This is a genomic window from Pantoea sp. GM_Pan_3 (assembly GCF_026541045.1).
GTDB classification, from domain to species: Bacteria; Pseudomonadota; Gammaproteobacteria; order Enterobacterales; family Enterobacteriaceae; genus Pantoea; species Pantoea anthophila.
The window spans coordinates 90213-108095 of record NZ_JALNVA010000010.1; the positions used below are offsets into that span (position 1 = coordinate 90213).

Below are 17883 nucleotides of genomic sequence, written 5' to 3' on the forward strand. Positions count from 1 at the left end.
TCAGCTCTCGGTAGGATCAATATCCAGCGTCCATTTCACTTTGCGCGCGGCGGGCAGGGTGAAAATCAGCGGCAGCGAACTGCTCAGCAACTGCTGCAGACGCTGTCGGGAAGGGTGCTGAACCAGCAGTTGCCAGCGCCAGCGGCCGCTGCGTTTTGGCTGCAGGGCCGGGACCGGCCCCATAAACCACATGGCCTGATCGTTGAGCGGACTGGCCTCCAGCAGGTTACGAAGCTGTTGCAGAAATTCAGCTGCCTGCTGATTATCCATATCTTCAGCGCGAAACAGCGCATGGCGGCTCCAGGGCGGCAGGTGAACCGCCTGGCGCTCCAGCAGTGCCTGCTGCGCAAACGCCGTATAGCCCTGGTGCAGCAGGGTCTGAAGCAGCGGATGTTCCGGGTGGTGGGTCTGCAGCAGGACTTCGCCCTGCTTACCGGCACGCCCGGCGCGCCCGGCGACCTGGGTGTAGAGCTGAGCAAAGCGCTCCGCCGCCCGGAAATCGGCGGAAAACAGCGCCCCATCGACATCCAGTAGCGACACCAGCGTCACGTCAGGGAAGTGGTGGCCCTTCGCCAGCATCTGAGTACCAACCAGAATGCGCGCGCCTCCGCGATGCACATCGGCCAGATGCTGCTCCAGCGCCCCTTTACGGCTGGTGGTATCACGATCGATTCGCGACACCGGCACGCCAGGGAACAGCGTGCCGAGCTGCTGTTCCAGCTGTTCCGTGCCGACACCGACCGGCAGCAGGTGAGTCGAGCCACACTGCGGGCACTGATGAGGAAGCGGACGCTGGCTGTCGCAGTGGTGGCAGCGCAGCTGGCGATGATGCTGATGCAGCGTGTAGTAGCGGTCACAGCGGTGACACTCGGCAATCCAGCCGCAGTCGTGACAGAGCAGGGCGGGCGAAAAGCCGCGGCGGTTAAGAAACAGCAGCACCTGATTATCCGCCTGCAGGTGCTGACGCATTTTGCCAATCAGGCCCGGTGCCAGGCCGCCGATCAGCTGCACACCTTTTAAGTCGATCAGCTGTTGCAGCGCCGGTCTGGCATTGCCTGCGCGCTTTGTCAGGTCGAGCTGGCGGTACTTGCCGCTGCGCACATTGTGCAGCGTCTCCAGCGCGGGCGTCGCCGATCCCATTACAATCGGGATATTTTCTTCATGGGCGCGAAACACAGCCAGATCGCGCGCCTGATAGCGCCAGCCCTCCTGCTGCTTGTAAGAGCTGTCGTGCTCTTCATCAATGATGATGACCCCCGGCCGGGCCAGCGGGGTAAACAGCGCCGAGCGGGTGCCAATCACAATCGCCGTTTCACCGCGCCGCGCACGTAACCAGACGGCCAGCCGCTCACTGTCGTTTAAGGCGGAGTGCAGCACGTCAATCGGCGCATCAAAACGCTCCCGGAAACGGGCAATTGTCTGCGGGGTCAGGCCGATCTCCGGGACCAGCACCAGCGCCTGTTTTCCCCGAGCCAGCACATTCTCCAGCACGCTGAGGTAGACCTCCGTTTTGCCGGAACCGGTGATGCCCGCCAGCAGCCAGGCGGCGTAATGTTCGTCATCTGCCCGAATTGCACCGACCGCCATCGCCTGATCTGTATTCAGACGCAGGCGTTCGCCTTTAACGGCGAAGGTGGTTCGCCAGTCGTGCCGCTGCGGCTGATGCTCATACAGCTCGCACAGCCCTTTGATGCGCAGAGCCTGAAGCGTCGCCTCCGTCAGGTCGTGTTCGCTGACCTGATGGCGATAGAGCGGCTGCTGACGCAGGGCAGCCAGCGCCTGCTGCTGTTTGGGCGCGCGCTTTAAACTCTCCGGCGTGGTCGCCCGGCCCTGCTCGGTAATTTCCCAGCGCCATAACGGGTTATCCTGCGCGGGTTTGCCCTGACGCAGCAGCACCGGGATGGCATGATTCAGCACTTCGCCCTGGGGAGAGTGGTAGTAGCTGGCGGCCCAGTTAAGGATGCGCCACAGCGAAGAGGGATAGAGTGACTCGCTATCCAGCACCTCAATGACGCGCTTGAGCTGTCCTTCGGGCAGATCGCTGCTCTCACGCAGGGCGACCACAATGCCGATCATCCTGCGATTGCCAAAGGGCACACTTACGCGACCACCAATGACCGGTTGCGCGCCCTGTGGCGGCAGATAATCAAACAGGCGGGGCAAGGGGACGGGCAGGGCAACCTGGACAACGGGCATAACTCTCTCTTTCCGGCTCGGGCATCGGGAGGGCTAGTGTACACGCTGGACCCGGATGGCGGGTATCCCAGGATAAATTTGCAGCAATGACAACTTCTCTGTATAATATGCCGCCTTCGGTGAGAAAGACCTTGCCGGAGTACACCCTATAATGTTCAACCGCGTGTGGTGCTGTGCAGGTTTACGCCTGGCACGGAGAGCGACACGGCCTTCTATGAGGTTTCCCATGAAACAAGGTATTCACCCGAAATACGAAGCAGTTACTATCAAATGTACCTGCGGCAACGAGATCCACACCCGTTCAACACTGACTCACGAACTGAACCTGGACGTCTGTGGTAAATGCCACCCGTTCTATACCGGTAAGCAGCGTGAAGTGGCAACTGGTGGCCGTGTTGACCGCTTTAACAAGCGTTTCAGCGTGCCAGGCGCTAAAAAATAAGATTAAAAGGCACCTGAACCTGCGGGTTCGGCGGCAACAAAAAACCCAGCCTCGGCTGGGTTTTTTTATGGCCCGGTTACAGGCTGGAGTCTGTTTCAGGCTTGTTCAATTCCAGAAGCTGCGTGGTGTAATCACCATCTAAATCAGCAATGGTAGTGATCTTAGGCGCTGAAATCGAAATTTTATCCGCTTTCATGGTGCCCTGCCTGCACAATAACCACAGCCGGCAGGATGTATTACTGATTTTGCCATCCGTTGTCAGCGCCAGGGTTGCCGCCTTCAGGGTACCCTTATTAGAAATTCCACTTTTACCGGTCACGCTTAACCGCTCAGTCGCCTGCATCACGCCCTGATTGCTGAAGTCGTCAGAAACGAGAGAGGCATTCTGCGCTGTGAGGGTTCCGGCGTTAGAGACAGTTACGGCAGAAACAGAGGCTGTGCTCTGTGCGGTAACATCGCCTGACCGGAGGCTGACCCCTTTAACGGCGTATAAGCCAATAGTGTCCGCCTGAATCGAGCCGGAGTTAATCAGGCTGGTGTTGGCGACAGGCGTGATAACGCCGTTCACCGTGCTGTAGCCGGTCTGCATTGTCAGGGCTCCAGCCGTGCTGATGGTGCCTTTATTTTCGATATCTCCCGCCAGCGAAAAAATGCTGACGGTACCATCGCCACTGATCTGCCCTTTCTCGTTGTTAGTCACTTTTCCATAACTCACGATGCTGGCGTTATTGGTGGCTTTAACAGTGCCTTCATTCGTGAATGTATTTGTTGTCTGCAGAGCAGCCTGGCTGGCAGAAAGCGTCCCTTTGTTCGTCATGCTGCCGCTGGCTGCGATGCTCATCACGCCAGCGTCAAGGGTTCCGTTGTTGGTTAACGTGCCATTGGTTGAGATATAAAGGCTGTTGGCATTCAGGACGCCATTATTGTTGACGCCCGCACCGGCTTCCGTAGTTTGCAGCTGGATCAGGCCTGCTGTTGCTCCGCCCAGCGCGCTGACATCGATGCTGTTGCCGCCAGTCCGGCCCGTCGTGCTGGCTGTGGCCTGACCCGAGGCCCTGTTATAGGTGTATTTACCGGCAATCGCTTTCAGCTGGGTTGTCCCGACTTTGCCCTCAAGATTGATTTTTTGTGCCAGCAGGTCCGTATAATCGGCGCCTGTCAGCCCTTTGCCTTTAACCGTAAGGGTGCCTTTCGTCACATTAAAGCCCGTCAGTGCACCATCGGTTAAAACTGGCGTGCCGGTGGTCAGGGTGGCGCGTCCGGTATTGATAAAATTACAGCCGGAACAGGTGATCCCGTTTGGGTTGGCGATAATCACATCGGCCTTCTGACCTGCGACTTCAATAAAGCCGTTCAGTGAGGAAGCTTTATTTGAGATGACCTCGTTCAGAATCAGACTGGCTGAGCTATTCAGATTGCTGTTCCGGGCAATATTACCCCTGTCGCGAACCATATCTGTGGTGCTGTTATTCAGTACCAACCCCTTTTCGGAGACGTTGAAGCTCTGATACATATTATGTGACATACCATTCGCATCCGGCTGATTAATATTAACCACGGTCGAACCATTTGCATGCTGATAACTGTTCAGTGCAGAAAGCGCAGGCTGACTACACAGGGTGGCGAGCGTGGCCAGGAATAGCAGATTAAACTTATGCGTATTCATTTTTTTTCCTCTGGATGTGTGTGTTTATTTTAAAACTCTTTTTATTTAACGCTTTTACTTCTTACTAATATTTCCACTGCAGTGAAAAACCGAGCGTAACGGGATCGGTGTGGAAAGCCTGGGGTTTTTTAACCGGGGTGCCGGCAAAAAGATCAAAACGTGTTTTCAGGAGTGTTCCCCGCAGGCCAGCCACGCTGCCTATAACGGTTTTTCCGGCATATTCCTGCTGGCTGCTATTACCGTAGACATGGCCTGCGTCAATACCGATATAAGGCTGAACCGGTTTGTCAGGGAAAATCCAGCTGATATCGTTGCGCCAGAACCAGCCTTTATTATCCTGAAGCGCGTATTCGCCATCGAAGCCACGAACCGTCCAGCGGTTTGCCAGCGAAAAGCGATTCAGCGAAGAGAGGGTGTCGGGTGAATATTGCACACTGACATGGGGTGAGTAGTTCAGCCAGTTATCTCCCACCTGGAAATTAACCGAACCTTTCAGATCCAGCGTCATAACCCGGCCCTGCGTATCAATGAGCCCATACGTCTGTTCAACGGTATGGCTGCTGTTAAACCAGGGCATCTTCCGTTGATAGCTCAGGGTCGTCGTCAGCGCCGCGTTATCGTCATGCATCTCATGCTGCAGCAACGCTTTCCAGCCCGCACTTTTTTTATGCATGCTGATGAGGTCCCGGTCATTAAGTGAATAACGCGATGACGTATTGAAGATTTGCAGGCCAGCTGTGGTGGTCTGAAAGAGGGTTCGCGAAAGCAGTCGGTTGAGCTGCGCACTGTAGTAGCTGTTCTTATTATCCAGTGCCCATTCTGACCAGTTTCCGGTCAGGCGTTGCTGATAATGACTCTGGCTGGCATAGAGATCGAGCCACCAGAAACCCCATGGCACCGAATAACCCATCGATTTATTATCATTGCCTTTGCGGGTCTGTTTCGGAGCAATATCGTGGCCGTAAGAGACGTAAAATATGTCACTTAATGACGCAATGTTGTTTAAATAGAGTGCAGTTCCCCCCTGATAACGCCCGGTCGCCGCCGAGCCGGCATCATTCAGCCAGGCGCTCATCTGCCAGTATTTATCCTGTTCGCGCTGGATAACGATATCGCTTTCACCTTTGCTGCTGCCTGGCAATAACTGAACGTTAACCCGCGATCCCGGGACGCGCTGAAGATTAAGGCTGCCCTGTTCCAGATCGCTGAGTTCGAGCAGATCACCCGCGCTGAACGGCAGGGTACTGGTCAGATTAATGTCGTCGCCACTCGCCTTATTTAGCACGATTTTTCCGACGTGACCGGCATGAATATCAAACGTTAACGTACGGCCCGACAGATTCTGTTCGGGCAAATTAACACGCGTTGTAATATAACCCAGCCGGATAATTTCATTCTGCAGCGTTTTAGCGAGAAGTTTTATTCCGTTAATGCCCAGGCACTTCCCTTCTGCCTGTGCGGTAAAATAGCGTAATTTTCTGAGGTGCAGTTTTTTACTGTCCTGATTCAGCGAAATATTATCGATCGGATAGCAATTTTCCTCATGCGGAAACGGAATCGCTTCCGGTCTGAAGTCCTCTTTTTCAGACATGCCAGGCGGCAGGTCAGGCGTTAATTGCGCTTTGCGCTCCCGATCCTGTTGCCGGGCATTAATATTCTCATTTTGCACCATTATAGCCGGTGCCACGCTGGATGCAGAAGTGAAATAACTGGTTGTGCCGGTGATGAAAAGAATAAAAAAAGTGGGTGCGAAGGATTTTATTTTATATTTGATGCTCATTGGCTTTCCGTGAAATTGTCGCTCTGACAAAATCTTACGGATGCGCATAATAGTGAACAATAGTAATAATTCTATTGTCCGGATAAAACAATATTCTTATTGCAATGGAAATAACGCAATAATAAGGAAAAGAGGGTAGATTTTTCTGATACGTCTGGCAGGCAATATGCAGGCGATGGCGTCAGGCCGGAAGAGAGGAGCGTCACAGGGGGCAGAACGGATCAGAAAAGCGGCTCCCTGAGCGGAGCCTGCTTCTCTGCAGCGAGGTCAGGCGACAACGGCGCCGGGGATCAATATTCCCATGTGTCCGGATCAACACCCATCTGGCGCATAATTGCTTTCGCTTCTTCCGGGATCTCATCGCTGCGCTCTTTGCGCAGGTCGACGTCATCCGGCAGCGGTTGACCCGTAAAGGCATGTAAAAAGGCTTCGCAAAGCAGCTCGCTGTTGGTGGCGTGACGCAGGTTATTCACCTGACGACGGGTACGCTCATCCGTTAAAATCTTCAGCACGCTCAAGGGGATAGACACTGTAATCTTCTTGACCTGCTCGCTCTTCTTACCGTGCTCAGCGTACGGGCTGATATATTCGCCGTTCCATTCAGCCATGGGTTACCTTAATTAATAAACGTTAAATGTGAGGAAATCAGCGGATTATGCCTGATTTTTTCCTGCCTGACCCCTGATATGGCGGGTTTTCTTCGTTCACTGCCTCTGTATTTCAGAGAGGAACGCCAGGCGATGACGCATAATTTTAGCGGGTATTGCGTTTCTGCTCAATCTATACGCAAAGACATTTAGATGTCCAGATGTATTGACGTCTAATTAGAGGGTGATATCCTGTGAGCCACATTTTATTCACTTTTCAGGAACAATTCGCTCATGACGCGTAAACCGGCAACCATCGCAGTGCGTAGCGGTTTGAATGATGACGAACAGTATGGCTGCGTTGTCCCGCCTATCCATCTTTCCACAACCTATAACTTCCTGGATTTTAATGAGCCGCGTGCGCATGACTATTCCCGTCGGGGTAACCCCACGCGTGATGTCGTGCAGCGCACGCTGGCGGAACTGGAAGGCGGTGCGGGCGCGGTATTAACCAATACCGGGATGTCGGCGATTCATCTGGTGACGACGGTGTTCCTGAAGCCTGGCGATCTGCTGGTTGCGCCACATGACTGCTATGGCGGCAGCTATCGGCTGTTTGACAGCATGAATAAGCGTGGCGCATATCGGGTGAAATTTGTTGATCAGGGCGATCCGGTGGCACTGCAGGCGGCACTGGATGAGAAACCTAAACTGGTGCTGATCGAAAGCCCCAGCAATCCGCTGCTGCGCGTGGTGGATATCAGCGCGATTTGCACCGCTGCCCGGGCGGCGGGTGCCATCAGCGTGGTGGATAACACCTTTATGAGTCCGGCCCTGCAGAATCCGCTGGCGCTGGGGGCAGACCTGGTGATCCACTCCTGTACGAAATATCTCAACGGTCATTCCGACGTGGTGGCAGGCGCGGTGATTGCTAAAGATCCGCAGCTGGCGACGGACCTGGCCTGGTGGGCAAACAACATTGGCGTCACGGGCGCGGCCTTTGACAGCTACCTGCTGCTGCGCGGGATTCGCACACTTTCACCACGCATCGCAGCGGCGCAGCGCAATGCGCTGGCGATTGTGGAGTATCTGAAGCAGCAGAAACGGGTGAAAAAGTTGTATCATCCTTCGCTGCCGGAGAACGCCGGACACGAACATGCCGTTCGTCAGCAGCGCGGCTTTGGCGCCATGCTGAGTTTCGAGGTTGACGGTGACGAGGCGCTGCTGCGCCGCTTCCTGAAAGCGCTGCGGCTGTTTACGCTGGCGGAATCGCTGGGTGGCGTTGAGAGTCTGATCTCCCACACCGCCACCATGACGCACGCGGGGATGTCGGCAGAGGCACGCGCTGCAGCGGGCATTTCCGATACGCTACTGCGGGTTTCTGTTGGTATTGAAGATCACGAAGATTTAATTGCCGATCTGGATAATGCATTCCGGGTCGCAGCCGAGGGTTAAGCATGACGATTTCAGCAGGCACGGGAACGCCGACTATCAGGCAGTTGCATAAATTTGGCGGCAGTAGCCTGGCCGACGCACGCTGCTATCAGCGTGTGGCCAGCATCATGGCGGATTACAGTCAGCCGGGCGACATGATGGTGGTCTCTGCGGCTGGCTCGACCACCAACCAGCTGATTAGCTGGCTGAAGCTGAGCCAGAGCGACCGGCTCTCCGCGCACCAGGTGCAACAGGCTTTACGGCGTTACCAGAGCGAACTGATCGGTGCGCTGCTGCCTGCTGAGATGGCGGAACCCTTAACCGCGGCATTTATTCGCGACCTGGAAAAGCTGGCCGCGCTGCTGGATGGACCGATAACCGATGCGGTCTACGCCGAAGTGGTCGGCCACGGTGAACTCTGGTCGGCGCGCCTGATGGCAGCGGTGCTGAGTCAGCGCGACATGCAGGCCTGCTGGCTGGATGCGCGTGAGTTTCTGCGTGCTGAACGTGCGGCCCAGCCGCAGGTCGATGAAGGCAAATCCTGGCCGCTGCTGCAGACCCTGCTGGCACAGCATCCGCATCAGCGCATCGTGGTGACCGGCTTTATCAGCCGCAATGATGCGGGTGAAACCGTCCTGCTTGGCCGCAACGGTTCCGACTACTCCGCCACGCAGATTGGTGCGCTGGCAGGTGTGGGACGGGTCACGATCTGGAGCGATGTGGCGGGCGTCTACAGCGCTGATCCACGCAAAGTTTCTGATGCCTGTCTGCTGCCGCTGTTAAGGCTGGACGAAGCCAGTGAGCTGGCGCGTCTGGCGGCCCCGGTGCTGCATACCCGCACCCTGCAGCCGGTTTCCGGCAGCGATATCGACCTGCAACTGCGCTGCAGTTATCAGCCGGAGCAGGGTTCCACCCGCATCGAGCGGGTGCTGGCCTCCGGAACCGGCGCACGCATCGTGACCAGTCATGATGATGTCTGTCTGATTGAAATCCAGCTGCCGGAGCAGCATGACTTCGCCCTCCTGCACAAAGAGATCGACCTGCTGCTGAAGCGGGCGCAGCTGCGTCCGCTGGCGTTTGGCGTCCATCCTGACCGCCAGCTGCTGCAGCTCTGTTACACCTCTGAAGTGGTCAACAGCGCCTTTACGCTGCTGCAGGATGCCGGACTGCCGGGCCATCTGCAGCTGCGTGACGGCCTGGCGCTGGTGGCGCTGGTGGGCGCAGGCGTGACCCGCAATCCGCTGCATACCCATCGCTTCTGGCAGCAGTTAAAAGATCAACCCGTTGAATTTATCTGGCAGTCTGAAGAGCACATCAGCGTGGTCGCGGTGCTGCGTGTCGGTCCCACTCAGCATCTGATTCAGGGATTACATCAGTCACTGTTCCGTGCAGAAAAGCGTATCGGCCTGATGCTGTTTGGCAAAGGCAATATCGGCTCACGCTGGCTGGAGCTGTTTGCCCGCGATCAGGAAACGCTCTCAGCGCGCACCGGCTTTGAATTTGTGCTGGCGGGTGTGGTGGACAGCCGTCGCAGCCTGCTGAGTTATGACGGACTGGATGCCAGCCGTGCGCTGGCCTTCTTTGACGACGAAGCGGTGGAGCGTGACGAAGAGTCGCTGTTCCTGTGGATGCGCGCCCATCCCTTTGATGATTTAGTGGTGCTGGATGTCACCGCCAGTACGCCGCTGGCGCAGCAGTATCTCGACTTTGCCAGCCACGGTTTCCATGTCATCAGCGCCAATAAAGTGGCCGGTGCATCCGACAGCCAGACCTGGCGGCAAATCCGTGATGCTTTTACCAAAACCGGGCGTCACTGGCTCTATAACGCCACTGTCGGTGCAGGTCTGCCGATCAACTATACGGTGCGCGATCTGCGTGACAGCGGTGATACCATCCTGGCGATCAGCGGGATCTTCTCCGGCACGCTGTCATGGCTGTTCCTGCAGTTTGACGGCACGGTGCCCTTCACCGAGCTGGTGGATCAGGCGTGGCAGCAGGGCCTGACCGAACCCGATCCGCGGGCCGATCTCTCAGGGCAGGATGTGATGCGCAAACTGGTGATCCTGGCGCGTGAGGCGGGCTATAACATCGAGCCGGATCAGGTGCGGGTCGAATCGCTGGTGCCAGACAACTGCCAGCAGGGCTCGGTTGACCATTTCTTTGAAAATGGCGATGAGCTGAATGAGCAGATGCTGCAGCGACTGGAAGCGGCGCGGGAGATGGATCTCGTGCTGCGTTATGTTGCCCGTTTTGATGCCAACGGCAAGGCGCGCGTCGGGGTTGAAGCGGTTCGTCCGGAACATCCGCTGGCCTCGCTGCTGCCCTGCGACAATGTCTTCGCCATTGAGAGCCGCTGGTATCGCGACAACCCGCTGGTAATTCGCGGGCCGGGTGCAGGCCGGGATGTCACCGCCGGTGCTATCCAGTCAGATATCAATCGCCTCGCACAACTGCTCTAGTCCTCCCCTCAGGCGCTTCGGCGCCTGTTTTCAATGCGTTACCGCTGCCTGTTGAATCTCTTTCATGCTGGTTGAAAATTGATCATCGCTGTTCACGATTTATTCGTTGACGGCACGATCGGATTGGGTCATTTTGAACATCTGGACGTCTAAACGTTCAGATGTTCGCGGTCCAGTTTTTAACCGATGAGGATGCAGGATGAGTTTCTTTCATGCCAATCAGCGCGAAGCGCTAAACCAGAGCCTAGCTGAGCTGAACGGGCGCATTAACGTCTCATTTGAGTTCTTCCCACCGCGGTCTGGTGAAATGGAAGAGACCCTGTGGCGTTCCATCGACCGTCTGAGCAGCCTGAAACCGAAATTTGTTTCTGTCACCTACGGTGCCAACTCAGGCGAGCGCGATCGTACGCACAGCATCATCAAAGGCATCAAAGATCGCACCGGCCTGGAGGCGGCCCCTCATCTCACCTGTGTTGATGCCACCCGCGATGAACTGCGCGCTATCGCCCAGGATTACTGGCATAACGGCATCCGTCACATTGTGGCGCTGCGGGGTGATCTGCCAGAGGGAGGCGGCAGGCCGGAGATGTACGGCAGCGATCTGGTGGCGCTGCTGAAAGAGGTCGGCGATTTTGATATCTCCGTCGCGGCCTATCCGGAAGTCCATCCCGAAGCGAAAAGCGCCCAGGCCGATCTGATTAACCTGAAGCGAAAAATCGATGCAGGCGCAAGCCGCGCCATTACCCAGTTTTTCTTCGACGTGGAAAGCTATTTACGTTTCCGCGATCGCTGTGTTGCGACCGGCATCGACGTTGAAATTGTGCCGGGTATTCTGCCGGTTTCTAACTTTAAACAGCTGCAACGCTTTGCCACGCTGACCAATGTGCGCGTGCCGGGCTGGATGAACGCGATGTTTGCCGGGCTGGATGAGGACCCGGAAACCCGGAAAATGGTCGGGGCAAACATTGCGATGGACATGGTGAAAATCCTGTCACGCGAAGGGGTGAAAGATTTTCATTTCTACACGCTGAACCGCGCTGAAATGAGTTACGCCATCTGCCACACGCTGGGCGTGCGTCCGGTTGCGGCGGCAGCCTGACCGCCTGGCTTCAGGCAATAAAAAAGTCGGGACTGTCCCGACTTTTTTTATGGTGACGTTCAGAGGGCGCGGACGCTTCGCCGCGCCTGCGCGCTAACCGGTGTTACGCATGCCTGCTGCCACGCCCGCAATGGTCACCATCAGGGCCTGCTCAACGCGCGGATCCGGCTCATCGCCGCGTGCTTCCTGTGCGCGTGAACGATGCAGCAGTTCCGCCTGAAGGACGTTAAGCGGGTCGGTGTAGACGTTACGCAACGCAATTGACTCGGCAATCCACGGCTGGTCGGCCATCAGGTGCGAGTCGTTGGCGATGGTCAGCACCGCTTTGATATCGGCATCAAGCTGATCGCGCAACTGCTTGCCCAGCGGCCAGAGGGATTTGTCGACCAGACGCTGATCGTAATACTCTGCCAGCCACAGGTCCGCTTTTGCGAACACCATCTCCAGCATTCCCAGACGGGTAGAGAAGAAAGGCCAGTCACGGCACATCGCCTCCAGCTGATCCTGATGACCTGCCGCCATCGCCTGCTGCAGGGCCGCACCGGCACCCAGCCAGGCAGGCAGCATCAGACGGTTCTGCGTCCAGGCGAAAATCCATGGGATGGCACGCAGCGACTCCACGCCGCCGGTCGGGCGACGTTTAGCCGGGCGTGAGCCGAGCGGTAATTTACCCAGCTCCTGCTCCGGCGTGGCTGAACGGAAGTAGGGAACGAAGTCGGCATTTTCACGCACATAGCCTCGATACATCGCACAGGAGTCAGCGGAGAGCTGATTCATGATGTCACGCCATTCGCGTTTTGGCTCCGGCGGTGGCATCAGGTTCGCTTCCAGAATTGCGCCGGTATAGAGCGACAGACTGGCGATGGTGACGGCCGGTAAACCATATTTGAAGCGAATCATCTCGCCCTGTTCGGTGACGCGCAGACCGCCGCGCAGACTTCCTGGCGGCTGCGACAGCAGCGCGGCATGAGCCGGTGCGCCGCCACGGCCAATGCTGCCGCCGCGTCCGTGGAACAGGGTCAGGGAGATGCCCGCTTTCTCGCAGGTTTTGATCAGTGCATCCTGCGCCTGATATTGCGCCCAGCTGGCGGCCATCACACCAGCATCTTTCGCCGAGTCAGAGTAGCCAATCATCACCATCTGTTTGCCCTGAATAAAGCCGCGATACCAGTCGATGCTCAGCAGCTGGCTCATCACATCATTGGCGTTGTTCAGGTCATCCAGAGTTTCAAACAGCGGTGCAACCGGCATCGCATAGCTGATGCCCGCTTCTTTCAGCAGCAGATGCACGGCCAGCACGTCAGACGGGGTTTTCGCCATTGAGATCACGTAGGCGGCGATGGAGCCCTGTGGCGCTTCAGCCGCGACGCGGCAGGTTTCCAGCACTTCACGCGTCTCGTCGCTGGGTTCCCAGCTGCGCGGCAGCAGAGGACGCTTAGAGTTCAGCTCACGGATCAGGAAGGCCTGCTTGTCCGCTTCAGACCAGCTTTCATAGTCGCCCAGTCCCAGATAGCGGGTGACTTCGGCAATCGCTTCGGTGTGACGGGTGCTCTCCTGGCGCAGATCGATACGCACCAGCGGCACGCCAAAACATTTCACGCGGCGCAGCGTATCAAGCAGCTGACCGTTGGCGATAATGCCCATGCCGCACTGCTGCAGCGACTGGTAGATGGCAAATAGCGGGTCCCACAGCTGATCGTTGGAGACCAGCAGGTCGGCCGGACGCGGCAGACGCTCGCCCTTCAGGCGATGTTCCAGGAATGACTGCGTGCTCATGAGCTGGCTGCGCAGACGCTTCAGGATCACACGATAAGGTTCGATCGCTTCCGGATCGCCGCTGAGTTCACGGATCTCATCGCTGCACTCCGACATCGACAGCTCGGAGATCAACACGCCGATATCGCGCAGGAACAGGTCAGTGGCTTTCCAGCGGCTCAGCTGCATCGCATGACGGGTGATCGACGCCGTCACATTCGGGTTGCCGTCGCGGTCGCCACCCATCCAGGAGGTGAACCGGACCGGGACGAAATCCACCGGCAGCTTAATGCCAAACGCCTCTTCTACCTGTTCGTTCAGCTCACGCAGAAAGGCAGGAACGCCTTCCCACAGGCTGTTTTCCACTACGGCAAAGCCCCATTTGGCTTCATCAATAGGGGTGGGACGGTATTTGCGGATTTCATCGGTGTGCCATGCCTGCGCAACCAGCTGGCGCAGGCGGCGCATAATCTGGTTACGTTCGTAGTCAGAGACATCGCTGTGGTCGAGTTGTTTCAGGCAGCTGTTAACTTCGACCAGCTTGTGAATCAGGGTACGGCGGGTGATTTCGGTCGGATGCGCGGTCAGCACCAGCTCCAGCGACAGCGACTCAATGGCCGCCAGAATGTCGCTTTCACGGATATCTTTCTGCTGTTTCAGGGTCTCAAAGGTCTTTTTCAGCAGTTCCGGGTGATTCGCCCCTTCGCCACTCTGGGAAATGGTCTGATACTGCTCGGCCACGTTGGTGAGGTTAAGAAACTGGCTGAAGGCGCGTGCAACCGGCAGAAGCTCTTCGTTGGAGAGATTCTGCAGCGTATTGAGCAGTTCTTTACGATGTGTGTCATTGCCTGCACGGGATGACTTGGAGAGCTTACGGATGGCTTCAACCTGGTCGAGGATGTTCTCGCCCAGAGCTTCCTTAATCGTATCCCCGAGCAGTTTGCCGAGCATACTGACATTACTTCGCATTGCGGAATATTGTTCGTTCATTGGACCCTGACACCCTTATCGTCTTGAAAAACTTCTACACCCGACCTTTCAGGCAGCAGAAAAATCGGCAACGTTCTGCTCCCGCTAATCTACAGGGAACCGGCTCCGTTGCCGCCTGTCAGCATTCTGAAACGTTCTGGATAGTCACCCGGTGGGCATAACAACGTCTTTTATCTAGCCACGTAATGTTGCGTTCGTCAAATGCGTTAAAGTGGGCTGAACAGGTCGCTAAATAACGGAAATTCGAAGAATTTATCGGGAACAAAGCGGGATAAGTTATTCTTATTGGTAAATCCCGCAGAATGAGGGGGCATTTTACTGTTAATACAGTGAAATGCCCCATTTACTGTCAATCAGTGACAGAAATGCTGCACAACCTGACTGATAAGCGCCCGTGTCGGCTTGATAAATGCAGTATCAATAAATTCATCTGGCTGATGGGCCTGATTAATGGATCCTGGCCCCAGCACCAGCGTCGGACAGAGCTGCTGAATAAAAGGGGCTTCGGTGCAGTAGTTGACGATTTCGGTCGGCGTGCCCAGCAGTTTTTCCACCACACTCACCAGTTCATGATTCGCCGGACACTCATAGCCGGGAATCGGTGGATGCAGTTCGGCCACCGTGACACGGCCTGGCCAGCGTGCGCTGACCGGAGCCAGTGCCTCGTTAAGCAGCCCATCCAGATCGCTGAGAGAAAGACCCGGCAGCGGACGGATATCCATATGCAGTTCACAGCAGGCGCAGATACGGTTAGCGGCATCACCGCCATGAATATGGCCGAAGTTCATGGTGGGATAAGGGATGGCAAAGCCATCATGGTGATAACGTTCCTGCAGGGTCGTGCGCAGTTGCATCAGATGGGTAATCGACTCATGCATCAGTTCAATGGCGTTCACGCCGCGAGCCGGATCGCTGGAATGGCCCGATTTCCCTTCAATACGGATCACATTCGACAGGTGTCCTTTATGTGCCCGCACCGGCTTGAGTGATGTCGGTTCACCGATGATGGCGCAGTCGGGGCGCAGCTGCGTCGATTCAGAGAAATATTTCGCGCCGGCCATCGTGGTCTCTTCATCGGCCGTGGCAAGAATATAGAGCGGCTTGCTGAGGGTGCTGACATCCACATCCCGCAGCGTATCGAGAATAAAGGCGAAGAAACCTTTCATGTCTGCCGTACCCAGGCCATAGAGCTTGTTGTCGTGCTCAGTCAGGGTAAAGGGATCGCGTGTCCAGCGGCCATCATCAAAGGGAACGGTATCGGTATGCCCGGCTAACAGCAGGCCGCCCGCGCCGGTGCCGGTCCGCGCCAGCATATTAAATTTATTGCGGGTGCCGGGTACAGGCTGCACTTCCACGCTGAAGCCGAGGTCACGAAACCAGCCTGCCAGCAAATTGATTAAAGTTTCATTACTCTGATCCAGAGCCGCATCGGTTGCGCTGATCGACGGTGTGGCGATTAACTGGCGGTAGAGTTCAATAAAAGGCGGTAATTTTGTCTTCACTGTTGACGGTCCTTGGGTTAGGATGTATCCATATTCATGCATTAATAGTGAATAAAAATACATTAACGTCCTCTGCAAGGGAACCTTAAATCACTGCAGAAGACTGAGTGGGTTACGGGGCAAGGCCGCGGCCCGGGACGTGCGACTGTAAAAGGGGTTACAGCCTGATGTTGAATACGCTGATCGTTGGTGCCAGTGGTTATGCTGGAGTAGAGCTTGCCACCTTCCTGAATCGTCATCCACATATCAACATAACCGCTTTAGCGGTTTCGGCGCAAAGCCCTGATGCAGGTAAGCGCTTGTCCGATCTTCATCCGCAGCTGAAAGGCGTGGTGGATCTTCCGCTGCAGCCACTGAGCAGCGCGGCGGAGTGGGCAGACAAAGTGGATGTGGTCTTTCTGGCGACGGTGCATGAAGTCAGCCACGATCTGGCTCCGGAATTTCTTAAGGCGGGTTGTGTGGTGTTCGACCTGTCGGGCGCTTTCCGGGTCAATGACGCTGAGTTCTACACCCACTTCTATGGCTTCACCCATCAGCATGGCGACTGGCTGGACAAAGCCGTTTACGGCCTGGCGGAATATCAGCATGAAAACATCCAGCAGGCGCAGCTGGTGGCCGTGCCGGGTTGCTATCCGACCGCCGCGCAGCTGGCGCTGAAACCGCTGGTGGATGCCGGACTGCTAAACGACGCGCAGTGGCCGGTCATCAATGCCACCAGTGGCGTGAGCGGTGCCGGCCGTAAAGCCAATGTCGGCACCAGCTTCTGCGAAGTGAGCCTGCAGCCTTACGGCCTGTTCAATCATCGTCATCATCCGGAGATTGTGGCCCACCTTGGCACCCCGGTGATCTTCACCCCACATCTGGGCAGCTTCCCGCGCGGTATCCTGGCGACCATTACCTGCCGTCTGAAAGCGGGTGTCAGCCGCGAAGATATTGCCGCCGTTTTCCATCGCGCCTATGACAATAAGCCGCTGGTGCGTTTCTATGACCAGGGTGTGCCGGCGCTGAAAGCCGTCGTGGGCCTGCCTTACTGCGATATCGGATTTGAGACGCAGGGCGAGCATCTGATTGTCGTGGCAGCCGAAGATAATCTGCTGAAGGGTGCGGCATCGCAGGCGGTGCAGTGCCTGAACATCCGGTTCGGCTTCCCAGAAACGCAGTCACTGATTTAACGGACAAATAAACCATGACCAATCCATTGATTATCAAACTGGGCGGTGTGCTGCTGGACAGCGAAGAAGCGCTGGCCCGCTTGTTTGAAGCGCTGCTGAAATATCGCAGCACCCATCAGCGTCCACTGATCATTGTCCACGGCGGCGGTTGCCTGGTGGACGAGCTGATGAAAAAGCTGGCGCTGCCGGTGATGAAGAAAAATGGCCTGCGCGTCACCCCAGCCGATCAGATCGACATCATTACCGGTGCGCTGGCGGGAACCGCCAATAAAACGCTGCTGGCCTGGGCGAAAAAATCGGGCATCAACGCGGTTGGCCTCTGCCTGGGCGATGCGGGCATCGTGAATGTCACTGCCTTTGATCCGGAACTTGGCCATGTGGGCCACGCCATGCCAGGCGACCCGGCACTGCTGAATACGCTGCTGGCGGCGGGTTACATGCCGGTGGTGAGCTCTATTGGCATCACTGAGGGCGGCGAACTGATGAACGTCAACGCCGATCAGGCGGCGACGGCACTGGCTTCAACGCTGGGTGCGGATTTAGTTCTGCTCTCCGACGTGAGTGGTATTCTCGACGGCAAAGGTCAGCGCATCGAAGAGATGACCGCTGACAAAGCGGAGCAGCTGATCACCCAGGGCATTATTACCGATGGCATGATTGTGAAAGTGCACGCGGCGCTGGATGCCGCGCGTACGCTGGGCCGCCCGGTCGATATCGCCAGCTGGCGTCACGCTGAGCGGCTGCCTGACCTGTTTAACGGCGTGTCGATTGGCACCCGGATTCTCGCTTAACGACTCTGAT

General features: G+C 56.5%; 12 protein-coding genes. 6 read left to right on the top strand and 6 right to left on the bottom strand.

Annotated features, from left to right (window positions below):
- Complete coding sequence (priA, locus tag OXR04_RS21210; RefSeq protein ID WP_267372701.1) at nt 1-2196, bottom strand: primosomal protein N'; 2196 nt, start codon at nt 2194-2196, stop codon at nt 1-3.
- Between the two features lie 226 nt (nt 2197-2422).
- Here priA and rpmE point away from each other — a divergent pair, with 226 nt between their 5' ends.
- Nucleotides 2423-2638 (top strand): 50S ribosomal protein L31, encoded by a 216-nt coding sequence (gene rpmE / locus OXR04_RS21215; RefSeq protein WP_003851227.1) that lies wholly within the window; start codon nt 2423-2425, stop codon nt 2636-2638.
- 76 nt (nt 2639-2714) lie between these two features.
- On the opposite strand, the gene OXR04_RS21220 is transcribed toward rpmE, so the two are convergent.
- The 3 genes from OXR04_RS21220 to metJ all read right to left on the bottom strand — a co-directional run bounded on the left by OXR04_RS21220 (nt 2715) and on the right by metJ (nt 6692).
- Nucleotides 2715-4304: a filamentous hemagglutinin N-terminal domain-containing protein gene (locus OXR04_RS21220; RefSeq protein WP_267372702.1), complete on the bottom strand. Its 1590-nt coding sequence runs from the start codon at nt 4302-4304 to the stop codon at nt 2715-2717.
- A gap of 64 nt (nt 4305-4368) precedes the next feature.
- Nucleotides 4369-5976, bottom strand: coding sequence for a ShlB/FhaC/HecB family hemolysin secretion/activation protein (locus OXR04_RS21225; protein WP_267372703.1), 1608 nt, complete (start codon nt 5974-5976; stop codon nt 4369-4371).
- Between the two features lie 398 nt (nt 5977-6374).
- Nucleotides 6375-6692: a met regulon transcriptional regulator MetJ gene (gene metJ, locus OXR04_RS21230; RefSeq protein ID WP_009088019.1), complete on the bottom strand. Its 318-nt coding sequence runs from the start codon at nt 6690-6692 to the stop codon at nt 6375-6377.
- A 273-nt stretch (nt 6693-6965) separates the two neighbouring features.
- Between metJ and metB the strand changes: the two genes are divergently transcribed.
- From metB to metF, 3 genes are all read left to right on the top strand, one after another.
- On the top strand, nt 6966-8126 hold the full coding sequence (gene metB / locus OXR04_RS21235) for a cystathionine gamma-synthase (RefSeq protein ID WP_009088017.1): 1161 nt from the start codon (nt 6966-6968) through the stop codon (nt 8124-8126).
- Between the two features lie 2 nt (nt 8127-8128).
- Nucleotides 8129-10564 carry a bifunctional aspartate kinase/homoserine dehydrogenase II gene (locus OXR04_RS21240; RefSeq protein ID WP_058957352.1) on the top strand — a complete coding sequence of 812 codons (2436 nt, stop codon included), beginning with the start codon at nt 8129-8131 and terminating at the stop codon, nt 10562-10564.
- A 199-nt stretch (nt 10565-10763) separates the two neighbouring features.
- Nucleotides 10764-11663 (top strand): methylenetetrahydrofolate reductase, encoded by a 900-nt coding sequence (metF, locus tag OXR04_RS21245; protein WP_267372704.1) that lies wholly within the window; start codon nt 10764-10766, stop codon nt 11661-11663.
- 93 nt (nt 11664-11756) lie between these two features.
- Here metF and ppc read toward each other — a convergent pair whose 3' ends face one another.
- Together ppc and argE are read right to left on the bottom strand one after the other, a co-directional pair.
- Nucleotides 11757-14408: a phosphoenolpyruvate carboxylase gene (ppc, locus tag OXR04_RS21250; RefSeq protein WP_046100828.1), complete on the bottom strand. Its 2652-nt coding sequence runs from the start codon at nt 14406-14408 to the stop codon at nt 11757-11759.
- 353 nt (nt 14409-14761) lie between these two features.
- A complete protein-coding gene (argE, locus tag OXR04_RS21255; RefSeq protein WP_009088011.1) occupies nt 14762-15910 on the bottom strand; it encodes an acetylornithine deacetylase in 1149 nt (382 codons plus the stop codon).
- A gap of 167 nt (nt 15911-16077) precedes the next feature.
- Between argE and argC the strand changes: the two genes are divergently transcribed.
- Together argC and argB are read left to right on the top strand one after the other, a co-directional pair.
- Entirely contained in the window at nt 16078-17082 is a 1005-nt protein-coding gene (gene argC / locus OXR04_RS21260; RefSeq protein WP_267372705.1) for an N-acetyl-gamma-glutamyl-phosphate reductase, read from the top strand.
- Between the two features lie 14 nt (nt 17083-17096).
- On the top strand, nt 17097-17873 hold the full coding sequence (argB, locus tag OXR04_RS21265) for an acetylglutamate kinase (RefSeq protein WP_009088007.1): 777 nt from the start codon (nt 17097-17099) through the stop codon (nt 17871-17873).
- The last annotated feature ends 10 nt before the right edge of the window (nt 17874-17883 follow it).

Coding starts and splice junctions, on each gene's coding strand:
- argC (WP_267372705.1), top strand. CDS start 16,078: ATGTTGAATACGCTGATCGTTGGTGCCAGTGGTTATGCTGGAGTAGAG.
- argB (WP_009088007.1), top strand. CDS start 17,097: ATGACCAATCCATTGATTATCAAACTGGGCGGTGTGCTGCTGGACAGC.
- OXR04_RS21225 (WP_267372703.1), bottom strand. CDS start 5,976: ATGGTGCAAAATGAGAATATTAATGCCCGGCAACAGGATCGGGAGCGC.
- OXR04_RS21220 (WP_267372702.1), bottom strand. CDS start 4,304: ATGAATACGCATAAGTTTAATCTGCTATTCCTGGCCACGCTCGCCACC.
- OXR04_RS21240 (WP_058957352.1), top strand. CDS start 8,129: ATGACGATTTCAGCAGGCACGGGAACGCCGACTATCAGGCAGTTGCAT.
- metJ (WP_009088019.1), bottom strand. CDS start 6,692: ATGGCTGAATGGAACGGCGAATATATCAGCCCGTACGCTGAGCACGGT.
- metB (WP_009088017.1), top strand. CDS start 6,966: ATGACGCGTAAACCGGCAACCATCGCAGTGCGTAGCGGTTTGAATGAT.
- rpmE (WP_003851227.1), top strand. CDS start 2,423: ATGAAACAAGGTATTCACCCGAAATACGAAGCAGTTACTATCAAATGT.
- ppc (WP_046100828.1), bottom strand. CDS start 14,408: ATGAACGAACAATATTCCGCAATGCGAAGTAATGTCAGTATGCTCGGC.
- metF (WP_267372704.1), top strand. CDS start 10,764: ATGAGTTTCTTTCATGCCAATCAGCGCGAAGCGCTAAACCAGAGCCTA.
- priA (WP_267372701.1), bottom strand. CDS start 2,196: ATGCCCGTTGTCCAGGTTGCCCTGCCCGTCCCCTTGCCCCGCCTGTTT.